The sequence below is a fragment of the Paenibacillus sp. YSY-4.3 genome, from assembly GCF_054767475.1.
The window spans coordinates 437,070-454,460 of sequence record NZ_BAABMC010000001.1; the positions used below are offsets into that span (position 1 = coordinate 437,070).

The 17,391-nt window shown below is 49.6% G+C and carries 12 protein-coding genes; 11 read left to right on the top strand and 1 reads right to left on the bottom strand.

From position 1 onward, the window contains the following. The first annotated feature begins 147 nt into the window (after window positions 1–147). The 7 genes from ACYUJT_RS02000 to aroF all read left to right on the top strand — a co-directional run bounded on the left by ACYUJT_RS02000 (window position 148) and on the right by aroF (window position 9,587). A complete protein-coding gene (locus tag ACYUJT_RS02000) occupies window positions 148–1,929 on the top strand; it encodes a sensor histidine kinase (protein WP_460318441.1) in 1,782 nt (593 codons plus the stop codon). Window position 1,930: 1 nt separating this feature from the next. After that, window positions 1,931–3,127 carry a response regulator gene (locus ACYUJT_RS02005; protein ID WP_460318443.1) on the top strand — a complete coding sequence of 399 codons (1,197 nt, stop codon included), beginning with the start codon at window positions 1,931–1,933 and terminating at the stop codon, window positions 3,125–3,127. A 196-nt stretch (window positions 3,128–3,323) separates the two neighbouring features. Further along, on the top strand, window positions 3,324–4,619 hold the full coding sequence (locus tag ACYUJT_RS02010; RefSeq protein ID WP_460318444.1) for an ABC transporter substrate-binding protein: 1,296 nt from the start codon (window positions 3,324–3,326) through the stop codon (window positions 4,617–4,619). Between the two features lie 192 nt (window positions 4,620–4,811). Then, the gene (locus ACYUJT_RS02015; protein WP_460318446.1) at window positions 4,812–5,687 is read left to right on the top strand and encodes a carbohydrate ABC transporter permease; all 876 of its coding nucleotides are present in this window, start codon (window positions 4,812–4,814) and stop codon (window positions 5,685–5,687) included. Between the two features lie 27 nt (window positions 5,688–5,714). Beyond that, window positions 5,715–6,545 (top strand): carbohydrate ABC transporter permease, encoded by an 831-nt coding sequence (locus tag ACYUJT_RS02020; protein ID WP_460318448.1) that lies wholly within the window; start codon window positions 5,715–5,717, stop codon window positions 6,543–6,545. Between the two features lie 18 nt (window positions 6,546–6,563). Further along, on the top strand, window positions 6,564–8,327 hold the full coding sequence (locus ACYUJT_RS02025; protein ID WP_460318449.1) for a DUF5605 domain-containing protein: 1,764 nt from the start codon (window positions 6,564–6,566) through the stop codon (window positions 8,325–8,327). A 216-nt stretch (window positions 8,328–8,543) separates the two neighbouring features. Beyond that, window positions 8,544–9,587, top strand: coding sequence for a 3-deoxy-7-phosphoheptulonate synthase (gene aroF / locus ACYUJT_RS02030; protein ID WP_460318451.1), 1,044 nt, complete (start codon window positions 8,544–8,546; stop codon window positions 9,585–9,587). Between the two features lie 78 nt (window positions 9,588–9,665). On the opposite strand, the gene ACYUJT_RS02035 is transcribed toward aroF, so the two are convergent. After that, a complete protein-coding gene (locus tag ACYUJT_RS02035; protein WP_460319729.1) occupies window positions 9,666–10,709 on the bottom strand; it encodes a LacI family DNA-binding transcriptional regulator in 1,044 nt (347 codons plus the stop codon). A 546-nt stretch (window positions 10,710–11,255) separates the two neighbouring features. Between ACYUJT_RS02035 and ACYUJT_RS02040 the strand changes: the two genes are divergently transcribed. The 4 genes from ACYUJT_RS02040 to ACYUJT_RS02055 all read left to right on the top strand — a co-directional run bounded on the left by ACYUJT_RS02040 (window position 11,256) and on the right by ACYUJT_RS02055 (window position 17,243). After that, window positions 11,256–12,608, top strand: a complete 1,353-nt coding sequence (locus tag ACYUJT_RS02040; protein ID WP_460318453.1) for an ABC transporter substrate-binding protein — start codon at window positions 11,256–11,258, stop codon at window positions 12,606–12,608. A 91-nt stretch (window positions 12,609–12,699) separates the two neighbouring features. Continuing rightward, entirely contained in the window at window positions 12,700–13,593 is an 894-nt protein-coding gene (locus ACYUJT_RS02045) for a carbohydrate ABC transporter permease (protein ID WP_460318455.1), read from the top strand. A gap of 2 nt (window positions 13,594–13,595) precedes the next feature. Then, window positions 13,596–14,432: a carbohydrate ABC transporter permease gene (locus ACYUJT_RS02050; protein WP_460318457.1), complete on the top strand. Its 837-nt coding sequence runs from the start codon at window positions 13,596–13,598 to the stop codon at window positions 14,430–14,432. Between the two features lie 81 nt (window positions 14,433–14,513). Beyond that, on the top strand, window positions 14,514–17,243 hold the full coding sequence (locus ACYUJT_RS02055) for a GH36-type glycosyl hydrolase domain-containing protein (RefSeq protein WP_460318459.1): 2,730 nt from the start codon (window positions 14,514–14,516) through the stop codon (window positions 17,241–17,243). Window positions 17,244–17,391 lie beyond the last annotated feature (148 nt).

Here is a 17,391-nt window from a genome sequence, read left to right on the forward strand (position 1 = left end):
TAGTAAAAAGCAATGTTCGTCTATTGTATTTCCCGGCTAGAGGCGCGACCGCATAAAACGGGTGAAAAAAACAAAATTTGCGGATGGATAATGCATCTCATCCCGATTAGACTGAAAGAAAGACAACAAGATCATGGGGGCTGAATTATGCTTTGGAAGCGGTTATCATATCATCATAAATTGTTCATCGTACTCATTATCGCCAGCAGTTTGCCCGTACTATTGCTCGGAACGATCGCTTACAAGAAATCTTCGGAAACTTTAATGCAGCAGACGGAGCAGGATTTGCAAATTATTGCCGGTCAATTGATTACGGCGATCGAGAAGCAAGTCAATGATTTCGACCGATTCAGCATTTTGCCTTACTATATGCCGGAAGCGTTTACAATATTTAATCAGCCTTACATACCTCAGGAAGAATGGGGCTCAGCGGAGCTGAATGCGCAGAAGCAGCTCATTCGCTTGATGAGCGCGTATCCTTCGATCAACAAGTCGATCAAAGGAATGGTGTTCTATGGGATGAACGGAAGCATCAGTGGTTACCGGCTCAGCGGTTCATCTACTATGAACAAAAATTATGATGTGAGTGAAGATAAGTGGTACCAGGAGGCTTTAGAGAAGAATGGGGGATTCGTCGTCTCGGGCGTACATGAAGTAAAGCAATTCGAAGGAGAAGTATTCAAGGCCGTCACGGTATCCAGATTGCTGCTGGACGAGCAGATGCGGCCGCTTGCCGTCATTGCTATCCACATTTCTCCCGATTTCATCGAGAGAATCATTACTTCCTCGCAGCTCCGCGATACGGTCGTCACGGTCCTCGATGCGGACAATCAGCTTGTCTATGCTTCGGATGAACAATTAGCGGCACACTTGCTGGAGCAACCTCTTGAGAGCGGTGCGGATGGAACGTGGGTTGCCGACAGCAGTCTGGATCAACGAAATGTGAAGTACAGCGGCGTTGTGCGCCAGAACAAGTATCTAGGCTGGACGATCTATATGGGCAAAAATCAAGCTGATATCTTGCAGGGAACAAGCACGATACGCCAATATACCGTTGTTATTGCGGTTGGGCTGATGTTCGCTTCGGCGGCGGTATCCTGGCTGTTGGCCAACGGCCTGGCTGGGCCGATTCGCCGCTTGATTCGTTCCATGCGCAATGTCGAGACCGGCCGATTCGAAATTCTCGAGGCGCCCAATCGGTACGACGAAATCGGCCAGTTGCATTTAAGCTACGTCCGGATGGTCAAACGTCTAAATGAGCTGATCCACTCGATCGCCGAGAAGGAAAGACAGAAGCGAAAGGCAGAGCTGTATGCACTGCGAGTCAGGATACAGCCTCACTTCTTATACAATACGCTGAATTCCATTCGGATGCTGGCCATTTTGCAGCAGTCTCCGCAAATCGCCAAGCTGATTCATTCGTTAAATCGCTTGCTGCAGTCCTATCTAAAGCTGAATGATGAGTTAATGCCGCTGTCTAAGGAAATCGAGCTCCTGCAGGACTACGAGAAGCTGATGGATTTAAGGTATACGAATACTTTTGAAGTGGAGTGGGACATCCCTGAGCAATTGGCGGATGCAGGCATACCGGCTATGCTGCTTCAGCCGGTTTTGGAGAATTCTATTTTTCATGCTTCAAGGGGACTAAGCCGCATTTTGACGATTACCGTTCGGGCCCGTCTGTTAGAGAATGGCCATATCCTATGCATTGAGATCATGGATAACGGGGCTGGAATCAGCGAGGAGCAAATCGAGGGCCTGCTTCAGGAAAGGCGCGAAGACGATTGTGCCCACATCGGAATAAATAACGTTAATGACCGGATACGGCTATGGTTCGGCCGAGAATACGGTCTGACGCTCAAGCGTTTGGAGCCGGGAACGGCAGTTATAGTTACGATACCCTATAAACCTGTAAGGAAGGAGATTTAGAATGTGGAATCTTCTTGTCGTTGAGGATGAAGCGATTGTAAGGATGGGATTGCGTTACATGGTGGATTGGGAGGCGCAGGGCGTATGCTGGAAAGCCGAGGCGTCCAACGGGGAAGAAGCGGTAAAGGTGCTTGATGCTGAGGACATCCACATCGTGATGACCGACATCCGTATGCCAGGCATGGACGGGCTTGATCTGGGCAGGCATATCCGCAAAAAGCACGGCGGGCGCATACAAGTTATCTATTTGAGCAGCTATGACGATTTTCCCTACGTAAAAGAGGCGATCCGCATTGGAGCGCTGGACTATCTCCACAAGCCTACCATGGACGAGGAAGAAGTGACGGCAACGCTTCACAAAGCAATTCAGCTGTTGGAGCAGAGCACGGCGAAAGCCCCTGCGAGAAAATGGTCGGAGGACGAGCGGAACGATTGGCTCGTTTCAATGCTTGATGCTTATACGTATCCCCAAAAAATGCTGCTTCCCGAGCTTACGGAAGGGCAGTTTGAGGAGGGGTTGTGGATTACTGCGATCCGGCTTCGCGATGACGCGGCTGACCATATGGCCGCAGTTCATGCCAGGGATCACCTCAAATTCATGTCGATCCGATATTTGATCGACGAATACGTAGCCAGAGACTGGGGAGGCATTGTGTTTCACCGCAATCACCGCGAAATATTGTGGCTGGCGCCCGCTAAGTCCAAGGAAGGGCTGGAGGATCACCAGAGCAAGGAGCAGTATCTAGATCGGCTGCGAAGCAAAGTTTTCGAGCTGCTGAATGCTTCGATCATTTATTCCTGCAGCTCAGTCTATGATGACTTGCGGCAAATACCGGAAGCTTATCTGGAAGTTCAGCTGAAATTCCCAGTGAACCAGCAGAGCGACAGCCTGCATGTCAGGTTAGCCAAAGAATATGTCGACAGCCATCTGTTAGAGGACATTACCTTGGTGAAGGTGGCGGAATTCATTCCGATCAGCTCCAGTTATTTAAGCCGGATTTTCTTGAAGGAAGTAGGAGAGAGTTTTAGCGATTACGTGATCCGCAACAAAATGATTTATGCCCAAAAGCTGCTGCGGGAGACGAATAAAAAGATATATGAGATCAGCGAAATTCTCAGCTATACGAACCCGCACTATTTCAGCAAGCTGTTCAAGGAACGGACCGGCATGACCCCGCTGGAGTATCGGAACCGTTAGCGCATAGGAATGTAGGAAACAGCATGATTCGTCTATTTCACGAGAAAAGCGCCCGGTTTGCGGCCGGAGAAAGACGATATGATCGCGTAGAAAATAACATGCTTCCCTCATACCCGGCACATCTTCTCGGTAGTAGACTTAGAAGCAAGCCAATAGGCAGCAATGAATTAATGACATCATAAGAGGGGGTTATTCAATGAGTAAGAAACGTATTTCAGCAATGCTGGCGGCCGTGATAACAATCGTCCTGATGTTATCGGCCTGCGGCGGGGGCGCAAGTCCAGAGAAAGCTTCCGGCAGCAATGGCTCCGGCAGCAGCGAAGGGCAGAAGACCGTAACGATTTGGGTGCTCAATGATCAGAACTCTTATTTAGAGCCAATCATCAAAGCATTCCAAAGTCAAAACCCGGATATTAAAGTGGAGCCGACTTACTATGGAACAGACCCATTAAAGGAATCGTTGAAGGTAGCAGCATCTTCCAAAACGCTGCCTGATATGTGGTTCACCTGGGGCGGCTCGCTCGGTTCCTTTTATCCGGAGAACGGCCTAGCTATGGATTTGACGCAGGTTGCGGCAGACCATGGATGGGAGAACATTTATAACCCTGCCGCACTGGATTTGGTGAAATATGACGGCAAAACTTATGGGGTACCGTTTCATCTAGCTTCTCTCTCGGTCTTTTACCCGAAAGAGTTGTATACAAAATTGAATTTGACGCCGCCGGCCACGTTCGCCGAGTTCGAAGGGCAATTGCAATTGATGAAAGATCAAGGGATTACGCCATTCGCGGTCGGAGGCAAAGGCGGCTGGATGCTGATGCGCTGGGTGGAGCAGCTTATTGAACATTACGGCGGGGCTGAGCTTCATGACCGGCTAAACGCATTGGATGCATCCTGGGATGACCCGGCCGTCGTTCAGACTTTCCAGAAGCTGAAGGATTGGTCCGATAAAGGTTATTTCGAGAAAGGCTTTATCACCCTGGACCCGCTCGAAGCGGAAACGCCAATGTATCATGCGCAGCAGGGTTTTGCGCTCGAGGGAGCATGGGTTGATCTGAGCATTTCCCAGGCAGGAGCGGATCCTAACAACTTTGGTACCTTTAAATTCCCGACGGATCAGCAGCCAGTACGGATGTCGAGCTTTGCGGAAATGTTCCAAATTAATGCCGGATCAGAGCCGCAGGTACAGGAAGCAGCCTTGAAATTGGCTGAATATATTACCGGCGAGGAAGTCGTTAACGAATATATTGATGTATACGGCTCCCCAGCTTTGAAGCAGTTCAATACTTCGGAGCAGTCCCCGCATACGTCCGAAATGGCGGAAATGATCAAAGATGGTAATTTCCTGATCGCGGATCAGGCGCTGCCGCAGACGGTCGTACAGAAGCTGTTCGAAGCTCAAGATGCGGTCATTCTGAGCGAATGGACGCCGGAGCAGGCTGCCAAGGAAATTCAGAAGGCTGCCGAGTCGCACAAGAGCAACAGCAACTAGAAGAGACACAACAGTATAGCTTGGGAGAGCAGCCGTAAGGCTGTTCTCTTAAGATATCAGAAAGCATAAGCTGCGGAGCTTTAACTTCCTGATATCGTAAGAAAAACTGCCGCTTAAAGCGGTCTGGCTCCATAGAAAGTACGTCGATAAACGTTTTTCTTAAGCAGGGGGCTTGTGCGAAGGAGGCAAGGTATGAAACTCAAAGCTTGGAAGCCGTGGACGTTTCTGCTGCCAGCGCTGCTGATTTATCTCACCGTTATCGTGATGCCATCGCTTTATACGCTGCAGCTTAGCTTTTACAAGTGGAATGGAATATCACCGAACAAACAGTTTGTCGGGCTGCAAAACTATATTTATTTGCTGACAGAGGATACCGTATTCCAGACGGCCTTGAAAAACAACGTGCTGTGGCTGGTCGGTTCATTAACCATCATTATCGGATTAGGACTGTTGTTTGCGCTGCTGTTAAACCGGAAAATAAAGGGCAGATCGCTGTTTCGCGGCGTGTTTTATTTCCCCTATGTATTATCAGGCATTATCGTCGCTCTCATGTGGACCTGGTTGTATCACCCGACGAGAGGATTTTTCAATACGGTGCTGGAGGCCATCGGGCTTGGCAATTTGGCCCATACATGGCTTGCCGATCCCAAAACCGCGCTATATGCGGTGTTCGTTGCTGCAGTATGGCAGGGTGTAGGTCTGCCGATGGTTCTGTTTCTTGCTGGTCTGCAGAGTATTCCGAAGGACTGCTACGAGGCGGCGATTATTGATGGAGCCAAACCGATGCAATCGTTTCGATTCATCACGATCCCGCTGCTCAGCGAAACATTCGTCATCGTGTTCGCGACAACGATGGTTAACGCCATGAAGGTATATGACATCATTTACGGCATGACAGCCGGCGGGCCGGCACAGAGCACGCAGGTGCTCTCTTCATGGATGTATTATCAGACCTTTAAATTCAACAATATTGGCGTAGGATCAGCTATTTCGTGGTTCCTTGTCCTGGTTGCGATGGCTGTTATTATTCCTTACGTCTTCTATACAAACAAGAAATCGCATCTGTGATTTTACGGGAAAGAGGGTGGTGTCCCTATGGAAGAAGTGCAACAATCCGCTGCTTCGAAGGCGGCTACCTATATATTACTCATCGTTCTTAGCCTGCTCTTTCTTATTCCTATCGCGTTTATTGTCATGACGGCTCTGAAATCCAATGCCGATCTAATGAGAAATCCGGTATACCGTTTGCCGGAAGTATTCCAATGGAGCAATTTCGCCGAGGCCTGGGATAAGATGAAGCTTTATATCCGCAATAGTCTTGTTATTTCCGTTGTGAAGGTTCCGATTGGGATTCTGATTGAAGCACTGGCTGCCTACGCGCTGACCCGAATGGGGTTCAAATGGGCAAACGCGCTGTTTGCGGTGTTCCTTGTCGGTATGATGATTCCGTTCCAGGCAACGTTAGTTCCGCTCAATATGATGCTGAATTATTTCGGGCTTGAAAATACGTATCCCGGCATTTTTATTGTCTATATCGGCTTTGGGATACCGTTTGGCATCATGGTGCTGAGAGGCTTCCTTCGCTCCATCCCGAAGGAGTTGGATGAGGCGGCCTATATTGACGGATGCGCGGAGCTGGGCAAATTTTTCCGCATTATACTGCCGATCGCGATGCCGGCGATTGCGACTCTGATCATTCTCGACTTCCTGTCGACCTGGAATGAATTTTTGCTGGCGCAAATTTTTATTACGAAGGATTCGATGCAGCCGGTTACTGCGGGCCTGCTTACGTTTCAGGGCCAGCATTCTACGAACTATACGCTGCTGAGCGCGGGTGTGCTTATATCGATCGTACCGATTTTGGCCGTCTACTTGTTTTTCCAGAAATATTTCGTTTCGGGGATGGCCGGAGCCGTAAAAGGCTAATGAAAAGGAGGATGCATGATGTTTACGGAACAGGATAGAATTGGGAGTGTTTGGACGGATCCAGCGGCTGGGAGCATATTAGAAAAGTATTTTTCGTTCCTTGTAGAGGAGAAGCATCTTGCTTTTTCTTATAAAATTATGACGCTAGGGCAATTTCTTGATCACCGGCAGGAGCTGGGTTTCACGGATCAAGAGAGGGAAGCATTTCTTCAAGAGCTCGCTCAGCTGAAATCATTGGAACGGCGTGCGGAAGCAGTAAGGGAGCCGAAGGAAGCTTCAAAGACAGCTTCGGAAATTGGAGGCCATATCGCAGGAGCAGGTCTAGTAAGCTCCCCGAAATCTGCTGCCAAATGGGATGTATACGAGCTGGAGCTGAAAGGGCCATCTCATGGAAATCCGTTCACGGATGTCGACCTGAAGGCGACGTTTGTCTGTGAGGAAGACGGACGCAGCATAAGCGTTCCGGGGTTTTATAACGGAAACGGAGTTTATAAAATCCGCATGATGCCCGGCTGGGAGGGGCGTTGGTCTTACCGGACGGAGAGTACGGCAAAGGCGCTGGACGGACATGAGGGCTCCTTCAATTGCACTGCCCCAGACGAAGAGAATCACGGCCCTGTGCGGGTCCATGATAAATATCATTTTGCCTATGAGGATGGCACAGCCTATTTGCCGTTTGGCACAACCTGCTATGTGTGGACACATCAAGGCGAAGAGTTGGAACAGCAAACGCTGGAGTCTCTTGCGGATTCACCGTTCAATAAAATGCGGATGTGCGTTTTTCCGAAATCATATCTCTATAACCTTAATGAGCCTGAGCTGTACCCGTACGAAGGCTCTGTCCGAGAAGGCTGGAATTACAGCGTATTCAATCCCGCTTTCTTTGAGCATTTGGAGCAGCGGATTGCCGATTTAGGACGGCTTGGCATTGAAGCGGACCTGATTCTGTTCCATCCATACGACAGATGGGGCTTCTCGGAAATGAGCCGGGAAGAGGATGATCTGTATTTGCGCTATATTGTAGCCCGCTTGTCCGCTTATCGTCATGTTTGGTGGTCGCTTGCTAATGAATTTGATTTGATGTGGGCCAAAACCGGCGAGGATTGGGAGCGTTATGCCCGAATTATTAAGGAGAACGATCCATACGGACATTTGCTGTCGAATCACAATTGGCTCGCTTTCTACGATCACAGCAAACCTTGGTTAACCCATTGCAGCCTGCAAAGAATCGATGTCTACAAAACCTCCGAGGCCACGCTGGAGTGGCGGGAGCGCTGGAACAAGCCGATCGTAATCGACGAGTGCGCCTATGAGGGCAATATCGATCAGGGCTGGGGGAATATTACCGGCGAGGAAATGGTGCGGAGGTTCTGGGAAGGAATGATCCGCGGGGGATATGTTGGCCACGGGGAAACCTATTTGAACGACGAGGAAGAGCTGTGGTGGTCCAAAGGCGGCAAATTGGTCGGAGACAGCCCGGCGCGAATCGGCTTTCTGCGCAAGCTGGTCGAGGAAGCGCCTGGACAACGCTGGGAGCCGCTGCGCTCCGATTGGGATCTTCCCTGCGTTGGTATCAAGGATGAATATTATGTATACTATTTTGGCTTCAACCAGCCGAAATTTCGGATATTTCATATGAAGCCGGGCATCAAGTATAAAGTCGACATCATAGACACATGGGGTATGACAATCGATGAGAGCAACGGCCTTCACGAAGGCTCGTTCCGTATCGACCTGCCAGGCAAATCGTATATGGCCGTTCGCCTGACAAGAGCAGAATAGGACGCCTAACAAGGGCAAGGAAAGCTGCAAACCAGCATGATGAGGTTTGCAGCTTTTGCCGTTTTGCGGGATGTTCTGCTTGACGTGTTAGGCAGATTCGGTTATAGTTGCTTTAGTGATTAAAAGCTTAAAAGCGAACAAGCGTCTAAGCGTCAAATTAAAGCTAGATACTATAGATAGGGCTGTCAGGCCGAAACGATGAAAGGATGATGAACCGTGATCGTAATTACATCTAACCAAACGCCGGAGGAGCGTATTAATGAAATTATCGCCGTCATTGAGAAGGAAGGTCTGCAGGCGCATGTCTCGCGCGGCAGCGACCGTACGGTGATCGGGCTGATCGGCGCGATCGAGCCTAAACTCGCCGAACACTTGCGCCAAATGAAGGGCGTAGAAAATGTAATTAAAATTACTAAATCCTACAAGCTGGCCAGCCGCGAATTCCACCCGGAGAATACGGTGATCGAGATTGGCGACGTGAAAATTGGCGGCGGAGATCTTGTCGTGATGGGCGGTCCTTGCGCCGTGGAATCTCCGGAGCAGATCGATGAAATCGCCCGTCTGGTCAAAGCGGCAGGCGGCCAGGTGCTGCGCGGCGGAGCGTTCAAGCCGCGTACGGGCCCTTACAGCTTCCAAGGCGTTGGGGTAGAGGGGCTGATCATGATGGCCGAGGCTGGGAAGAAGCATGGCCTGCTTACGATTACGGAAGTCATGACGCCGGAATACGTTGATGTATGCGCAGAGTATGCGGATATTCTGCAGGTCGGTACGCGCAACATGCAAAACTTCGATCTACTGCGCAAGCTCGGAACCTGCGGCAAACCAGTGCTGCTGAAGCGCGGATTCAGCGCAACGTACGATGAGTTCCTGAATGCGGCCGAATACATTTTGGCAGGCGGAAATCCGAACGTTATGCTCTGCGAACGCGGTATCCGCACTTTCGAAACCTACACGAGAAATACGCTGGATCTGTCGGCGATTCCAGTACTGCAAAGCTTGAGCCATCTGCCAGTCGTCTCCGACCCGAGTCATGGCACGGGCCGCCGCGAGCTGGTAGAGCCGATGACGAAAGCATCGGTTGCGGCAGGCGCGGACGGACTCATTATTGAAATGCATACCGATCCGGACAATTCGATGACAGGCGACGGCGTGCAGTCGTTGTTCCCTGATCAGTTCGCTGCATTGCTCCGCGATCTGGAGAAGCTTGCTCCATTGGTCGGCAAACGTTTTGATACGCCGAAAGCAGCTGTTCAAGCATAAGATAATTATAAATTCTATAAACTTAGAACAAACAACACCCCTCTGACCATTCTTTCGGGATGGACAGAGGGGTGTTGTTCATATTTCCGGATCGACATATTTGAAATTATCGAGCCTGCTGCCGCAGGATTCGCGAATGACCAATTCTGGCTCGACGACGATGTTGCTTGTCTCGGACTGGCTATTCATCAGGTCGTACAGCATCAAGCCAGCGAGCCTGCCGATCTTCTCCTTGTTCTGTCTGATCGTTGTGAGTGCTGGATTCGTATATTTGCAGGCCTCGATATCGTCGCAGCCGATAATGGCCACATCTTGCGGCACCCGCAGCTTATGCTCCTTCAGCGCGCGCATGGCGCCGATCGCTATTAGGTCGGAGGCTGCAAAGACCGCGCGCGGCAGGGAGCCGGATTGAATCATCCGGTTCATCGCTTCATATCCGCTCGTCTCGAAAAAATGTTCTCCGTTCACAAACCAATTCTCGTTCAAAGGCAGACCGAAGCTTTCTATCGCGTCCTTGTATCCAGCCTCGCGCATATTGGAAATTTCCGATTCCTGCGTGCTTCCGATATATCCGAGCTCCCGATATCCTTGCAGGTAAAAGTGCTCGACCACTTTGTATGACATCTTGTAATTATCGGACATAATAAAACCGGAGTTCTTGCCCTTCAGCTCGATATCTACGCCGATGCAAGGGATGTCACTCAAATCCAGCTCGCTGATGGAGGGCTCGAGCTGCTGCCCAGTCACGATGATGCAGCCGTCCACTTGGAAGTGCTTACAACGGGCGAGATACTCGCCATCGACAGCGTAGAACTTCTCGTTGGAGAAGAATAGAAGGTCGTATCCGAGCAGGCCGACCTGCTTCTTGAAGGAGTTCAGCACCTCAACGAAAAAGGGATGGGTGAAATCGATATTCAGTTTCCCGGCAAAAATGACGCCGATGAGGTTGGACTTCTTTGTCGCCAATGTTTTAGCCGAGTTGGAAGGAACGTAACCGGTCTGCTTCATGATTTCCAACACTTTATTTTTTGTATCTTCAGAAATGTCGCTGTAGTTGTTAATGATTTTGGATACGGTCGACACCGAAACCCCGGCCATTTCCGCAATCGTTCTAATATTGATCGACAAGACAATAACCCCCTTCTTGATAAGGCAAACGGACATTCGGGCGCTAAGCCGTTAGTCCTTGGCGCGAGAAGCAAGCTTCTCTGCGAATAGCAGAGCTTTAGACATAGCTGGATATTATTTAGTAGCGAAAATTTCATTGCAAAAATAGCGTTAAAATCCTTGTTTCGCGAAAATCACGAAAATACTTTCGTAAAATATCTTAACTCTTTTTGTTTTCTTGGTCAATGTGGAAACAGTCAGAAGGACATAATTAAACCCTTAGTACATAAGGGATGTTTGAAAAATATGAGGCAGAATCCCAAGATACGACAAGAAAAACGAAATTATTTAAAATAGGGCTTTACAAAAAAAATAAATGATGTAATAATGTTTTTGACGAAACCGCTTTCGGAAAATCTTTCGTTTAGAACATTAGAACTACGAAAATGCGAAACGGCGAAATGCTTGAGCTGGGGCTATTTTCATAGTTTTAACGTTTCAAAATGAGGGAACTGCCGATCAGGTTTCGAAAATCAATGACTATAAATAGGGGGAAATATCATGGTCAAGAAAATTTCTGCGATCGTTCTTGCAGGCGCATTGACGCTAAGCTTGGCGGCTTGCGGCGGCGGCAAAGCAGCTACCGGAACCGACGGCGCGGGCAACAAGGCTTCTTCCGGTCAGAAAGTGATCAAGATTCTTCACTGGAAGCAAGAAAACATCAATAAAGCAATGGAAGAGATCAACAAAAAGTTCGAAGAGAAGTATCCGGAATACAAAATCGAGTACACGACGACAGGTCCGGATGATGAGTATAAGCAAGCACAAAGAGCAAGACTGACAGCAAACGACGTCGACATTCTTGCCGACTTGTCCGGAATGAGACTGTCCCCGCAAGAATGGACGCCTGGCGCAAAGGTTCCTGACTGGGAGCAGTGGATCAACTCCGGTCTGATCGCCGATCTGTCGGATCAAGCTTTCATCAGCAAATGGAATGCAAACGACATCGAAAAAGCCGGTACATATAATGGCAAAGTATACGCCATTCCTACTGGTAAAGTAGCGATGTCCGGATTGTTCTACAATAAAGAGATTTTTGAAGAGAACGGACTGGAAGTGCCGAAGACGTGGAGCGAGTTCATTCAATTGAACGAAACTTTGAAGTCCAAAGGCATTACGCCAATCGGCGTAGCGGGTAAAGACGTATGGCCGCTGAAACTGCCAGTGTTCGCGCTGCAAGCGAAAATCCTGGGCGGCGGAGACCAACAAAAATGGATCGAAGGCGTATGGAAAGGCGAGACGGCGTTTAATGATGCTGAAGCGGTTGAAGTTCTTGATAAAATGAAGACTCTTCAAGATAACTACATGATCGATGGCTTCATGGGTGTCGACTATGCTTCTGCTCCTGCGATTTTTGCAACGGGCAAAGTAGCTATGCTGGCTGACGGTTCTTGGGATGCTCCAACGATTGCTACAGCGAATCCAGATCTTAAATTCGGTTACTTCCCAGTTCCAGCTACCGAAGATGCTGCGAAAAACGCTTCTTTCGTAGGTAAATACGATGTAACCTGGTATGCTGCCGAGAAAGGCCCGAACAAAGAGGGAGCGCTAAAATGGCTGGAATTCTTCTCCGAGCCTGAGAACTACACGACATTCGTTAAAGCTGCCGGCTTCATCCCTACGATGGATGGAATTTCTACGGACAGCGAATTCATCGATAACGAATTGACTCCTTACCTTGGCGACTTCGAGCTGGCTTATGAAATCATGATGATCAACCGTGAAAACGTAGGTGAGCATCTTGCCGCTGAAGGCGTGCATACGGAATACCTTGCACCAGGCGGAGTGTTCAAGACAGCGAAAGAACTAGCAGATGTACAGCAGAAAGAATGGGAAGCTGCAGCACCTAAATAAGTTTCAAGGTCATAACCATACTGTATCGTTTCGGGGTCTGATTGCTCAGGCCCCGATCATTTATTGATTCGTAACCCGCGAGGTGAGAGAGATGTACCCATTTGGAAAAGGCATGGCTCGCTACGTACCCCTGTTGCTTCTATTAATACCTTTTGCTTTGTACGTAGTCTTTTATTTTGGACCTTCTGTGATGACTGTGATTTATTCCTTTACGGATGTGAAAAATCTTCCCGGCAGTACGATGAAGTTCGTCGGGCTGGAGAATTACCATAATTTATTCTACTCCGGAAACTCTGGAGAACGTTGGCGCTCCATTACGAATACACTGATTTTCATGTTTATTGTAACGATTGTTCAGAACGGGGTTGCCCTGTTCGTGGCGGTTTTGTTGAATCAGCGGCTGCGCGGCGATTATTTCTTCCGTGCCGTATTTTTCCTCCCGGTCGTACTTGGGGTTGCTGTTGTCGCCCTGATCTGGGGAATGATGTTCGACCCAATGAGTGGTCCGGTTAACATGCTGTATGAATGGTTGTTTGGTTATAAGGATATGTTCTTCGCCAGTTTCACACATGCTTTTGGCTACATTATATTCGTGCAAATATGGATGTACATGGGTTATTCCATGCTCATTTTTCTCGCTGGCCTGCAATCCGTTCCCAAGGATTTGTATGAAGCCGGTTATATCGACGGAACGAGCAAGTGGCAGTCCTTCCGCCATATTACGTTCCCGCTTATCGCTCCATCTTTTACAGTAAATATGCTGTTATCGATCATCGGCGCGATGTCGACCTTCGATATTATTCTGGCAACTACAGATGGCCGCTTCAATACGAGAACGATGGCATATGACGTCTATAAGGAGACCTTCCGCGGCAGCCTCGACATGGGACTTCCATCTGCGCTGTCCGTTGTGCAGTTCCTGATCATTCTAGTATTTGTCATCGTTGCTGTAAGGCAGACGCGTAAGAGAGAGGTGGAATATTAATTATGAACAATTCCAGATCATATACTATTCTTTCTTACGTTGTCATCGCTTTGCTGCTCGTTTTGTATCTAGTGCCGCTTATTTTGGTGCTTAACGTGTCATTGAAGTCGTACCCTGAATATTTGATCAACCCGATTGGCTTCGTTAAAGAAATTCAATGGAGCAACTATATCACCGCCTGGACGGAAGGGAATTTCGCCAACTACTTCATTAACAGTCTTATTTATACCGGCGTTGCAACCGTGCTGACGATTATCGTATCCGTCATGGGCGCGTTCCCGGTTGCGCGCAAATATGTGAAGTGGAGCGGGTTCATCTACATGTTCTTCCTGCTGTCGCAATTCCTCCCGAACCCGATGGTTGCGCAGTACAAGCTGATGCTTGGCTTCAAGGAATCCCTCGGCATTTTCGGGTATGATACGAAGCTCGGGTATATCGCTCTGAAAACGACGGGAACCGGCGTAGTATTCATGATGTTTGTCGGTTACATCAAGTCGATCAGCCGCGAGCTGGATGAAGCCGCTGGAATCGATGGTTCCGGATATATCCGTTACCTGTTCCAAATGGTGACTCCGCTAATGAAGCCGGTAATCGCGACTGGAGTTATTTTGACGGCGATCGGCATTTGGAATGATTTTGTTGGACCGATTATGTACTTGCCGAGCCAGGCAAACTATCCGATTACGTTCGGATTAAAAGAGTTTAAAGGCCAGTACGGCAACAATTGGCCGCTGCTTGCCTGCGGAATTACGATCGTGGCGACTCCGCTGATCATACTGTATACGTTTATCCAGAAATATCTTGTGGACGGGGCTCTTGCAGGTGCCGTCAAATCGTAACTTTGGTGAATCCCGCGCCTGCCTTACATGGAGCGGGATTCGTTATGAATAAAGGGAATTAGGAGAGGGAGAAGAGACGATATGACAAAGTCCGGTTGGCAGTTTCAAGGAGAACAGGGCGTATTTAAACTCAAACATCCAGAGAAAAACAGTTATTTATATTTTCCTCTAGTTAATGAAGCGGGAATGATGTCGGCCATTACACCGAATTTGCATGGCGGCATCACGTCGGGACACAATACCTTTCTGATGGAGCCGGTATCGGTAGATGATTTACATAATTCCAAGGCTTCACGGAATTTCTGGCTTCATATTGAAGGTTACGGCGCTTGGTCCGCCAGCGGCAATTCGGCGAAGCAGAACGCAGCTCAATTCGTGTCTGATGAAGAAGAAAGCGAAATGGAAGCCGGCTTCTTATGGCATAAGCTGACCCGTCATCATGCCAAGCTTGGCGTAAAGGCGGAAACAACCAGCTTTGTCCCGGTTAAGGATGACAAAGTGGAACTGATGAAGGTGAAAATAACCAACACCGGAACAGCCTCGCTTGCATTGACTCCAACGGCAGCGATCCCGCTGTACGGCCGTTCCGCAGACGACCTTCGGGATCATCGTCATGTCACTTCCTTGCTGCATCGCATTTACGTGGCCGAACATGGCATGGAAGTTCAGCCGGCATTGTCCTTTGACGAGCGGGGGCATCGCGTAAATAAAGTGACTTACAGCGTCCTCGGGGCCGAAGGCAGCGGCAAAGCCCCTATCGGCATGTTCCCGATCAACGAAGAATTTATCGGGGAAGGCGGGGCACTGGATTGGCCGGAGGCTGTCGTTCGCAACCGTGAACCGCAAGCGACAGCAGGCACTGAGCTTGAAGGCTATGAAGCGGTAGGTGCGCTGCGGTTTGCCCCTGTACAATTATTGCCCGGGCAATCGGTGAGCTATGTCGTGGCCATGGTCATTTCGGATGACCGGATCGAGCAGGCGAAGTATGCGGCCCAGTATTTATCCGAAGCGCAGTTTGACGCTTTGCTGCAAGAGAATGAAGCGTACTGGCGGGATAAACTGGATACGATCAAATTTAATTCCGGCGATGTGGAGCAGGATCTCTGGATGAAGTGGGTTACTCTGCAGCCGATATTGCGCCGTTTATACGGCAACTCGTTCCTGCCTTACCATGACTACGGACGCGGCGGCAGAGGCTGGCGTGATCTGTGGCAGGACTGCCTGGCGCTGATGGTAATGGAGCCGAATGAAGTACGGCATTTGCTGGTGAACAACTATGCAGGCGTTCGCATCGACGGCAGCAACGCCACGATTATTGGTTCGAAGCCGGGCGAATTCATCGCCGACCGCAACAACATTCCGAGAGTATGGATGGATCACGGTGCTTGGCCTCTTTTGACCACGCTGCTGTACGTACACCAAAGCGGCGACCTGGACATTCTCCTGCAGCCGCAGACGTATTTCCGGGATATCTTCGTCAAACGCTGCGCCGAGCGCGATTTAAGCTGGAGCGCGGACAGCGGTAACAAGCTGACTACCCAGAATGGCGGCATCTATGAAGGCACTATTCTGGAGCATATTTTGTTGCAAAATATCGTTCCGTTCTTCCATGTCGGCGAGCATAACAATATCAAGCTGGAGGGCGCGGATTGGAACGACGGGCTTGACCTTGCCCCAAACCGCGGCGAGAGCGTGGCGTTTACGGCATTTTACGCCAGCAACTTGCTCGAACTGGCTGAGCTCTTAACCCAGCTAAAGGAAAAGGCGGGTCTCGAGACGATCGAGCTGGCAGAAGAAATGGGCATGCTGCTGGATTCGCTCACTGAGCCTGTAGATTACGAGAGCATCGATGCGAAGCTTGCATTGCTGAATCGTTATTATGACGCCGTTACTCCTGCTGTAAGCGGGAAGAAGCTCAAGCTGGACATCGCCAAGGTAGCAAGCGACTTGAGAAGCAAGGCAGAATGGGCCATCAGCCATCTGCGCAGCAACGAATGGATTTCCAGCAAGGAAGGTTATGAGTGGTTTAACGGTTACTACAATGACGATGCCGAGCGAGTCGAGGGAGATTTCCCGCAAGGCGTACGGATGACGCTGACTGGCCAGGTGTTCAGTATTATGGGAGGCGTTGCTACGGATGAGCAGGTTGGCAAAATTTCCAAGGCTGTAGACCGTTACCTGAAGGATGAGAAAATCGGCTACCGCCTGAACTCGAACTTCGGAGGCATCCAGCAGAACCTGGGCCGTGCGTTTGGCTTTGCGTTCGGTCATAAAGAGAACGGCGCGATGTTCAGCCATATGACGGTCATGTACGCCAACGCACTCTATAAGCGTGGCTTCGTCAAAGAAGGGTACGAGGTACTGGATTCCATTTACCGTCTCTCCACCGATTTTGAGCTAAGCCGGATGTACCCGGGTGTACCTGAATATATCAATGAAAAAGGGCGGGGCATGTACACGTTCCTGACGGGTTCGGCGAGCTGGCTGCTGCTGACGGAACTGACGGAGGTTTATGGGGTGAAAGGAAGCTATGGTCATCTGCATCTCGAGCCTAAGCTGGTCAAAGAGCAGTTCGACGGTCAGGGCGAGGCTTCGGTAGAAACATTGTTCGCAGATCGCATGCTGCATGTAGTATACCGCAATGCGGCGCTTCTCGATTACGGACAGTACCGGATTGGTTCCATTGCTGTAAACGGCCAGAACGTGCAATTCGAGGCTGCAGGCTCTGGCGCTCTGATCCAGCGTTCCGTGCTGGACGCGCTGCCGAAAGAGGGCACGCAGCGGATCGAAATCGTGTTGGACGCCATATAATGGGTTAAACCGAGGGCTTAACAGCCCTCTAGCCCTGCTGCATGAAAACCCTGTTGCTCGTAAGTTATGAGCCGGGGTTTTCTGCCTTAACGGGGTTCATTTCGCAAGAGAGAAAGAGCGATAGATCGCTTGAATATTAGAGGGGACA

Excerpts from the sequence above, each read along its gene's own strand:
- ACYUJT_RS02000 (WP_460318441.1), top strand. The coding sequence starts at position 148 with ATGCTTTGGAAGCGGTTATCATATCATCATAAATTGTTCATCGTACTC.
- ACYUJT_RS02005 (WP_460318443.1), top strand. The coding sequence starts at position 1,931 with ATGTGGAATCTTCTTGTCGTTGAGGATGAAGCGATTGTAAGGATGGGA.
- ACYUJT_RS02010 (WP_460318444.1), top strand. The coding sequence starts at position 3,324 with ATGAGTAAGAAACGTATTTCAGCAATGCTGGCGGCCGTGATAACAATC.
- ACYUJT_RS02015 (WP_460318446.1), top strand. The coding sequence starts at position 4,812 with ATGAAACTCAAAGCTTGGAAGCCGTGGACGTTTCTGCTGCCAGCGCTG.
- ACYUJT_RS02020 (WP_460318448.1), top strand. The coding sequence starts at position 5,715 with ATGGAAGAAGTGCAACAATCCGCTGCTTCGAAGGCGGCTACCTATATA.
- ACYUJT_RS02025 (WP_460318449.1), top strand. The coding sequence starts at position 6,564 with ATGTTTACGGAACAGGATAGAATTGGGAGTGTTTGGACGGATCCAGCG.
- ACYUJT_RS02040 (WP_460318453.1), top strand. The coding sequence starts at position 11,256 with ATGGTCAAGAAAATTTCTGCGATCGTTCTTGCAGGCGCATTGACGCTA.
- ACYUJT_RS02045 (WP_460318455.1), top strand. The coding sequence starts at position 12,700 with ATGTACCCATTTGGAAAAGGCATGGCTCGCTACGTACCCCTGTTGCTT.
- ACYUJT_RS02050 (WP_460318457.1), top strand. The coding sequence starts at position 13,596 with ATGAACAATTCCAGATCATATACTATTCTTTCTTACGTTGTCATCGCT.
- ACYUJT_RS02055 (WP_460318459.1), top strand. The coding sequence starts at position 14,514 with ATGACAAAGTCCGGTTGGCAGTTTCAAGGAGAACAGGGCGTATTTAAA.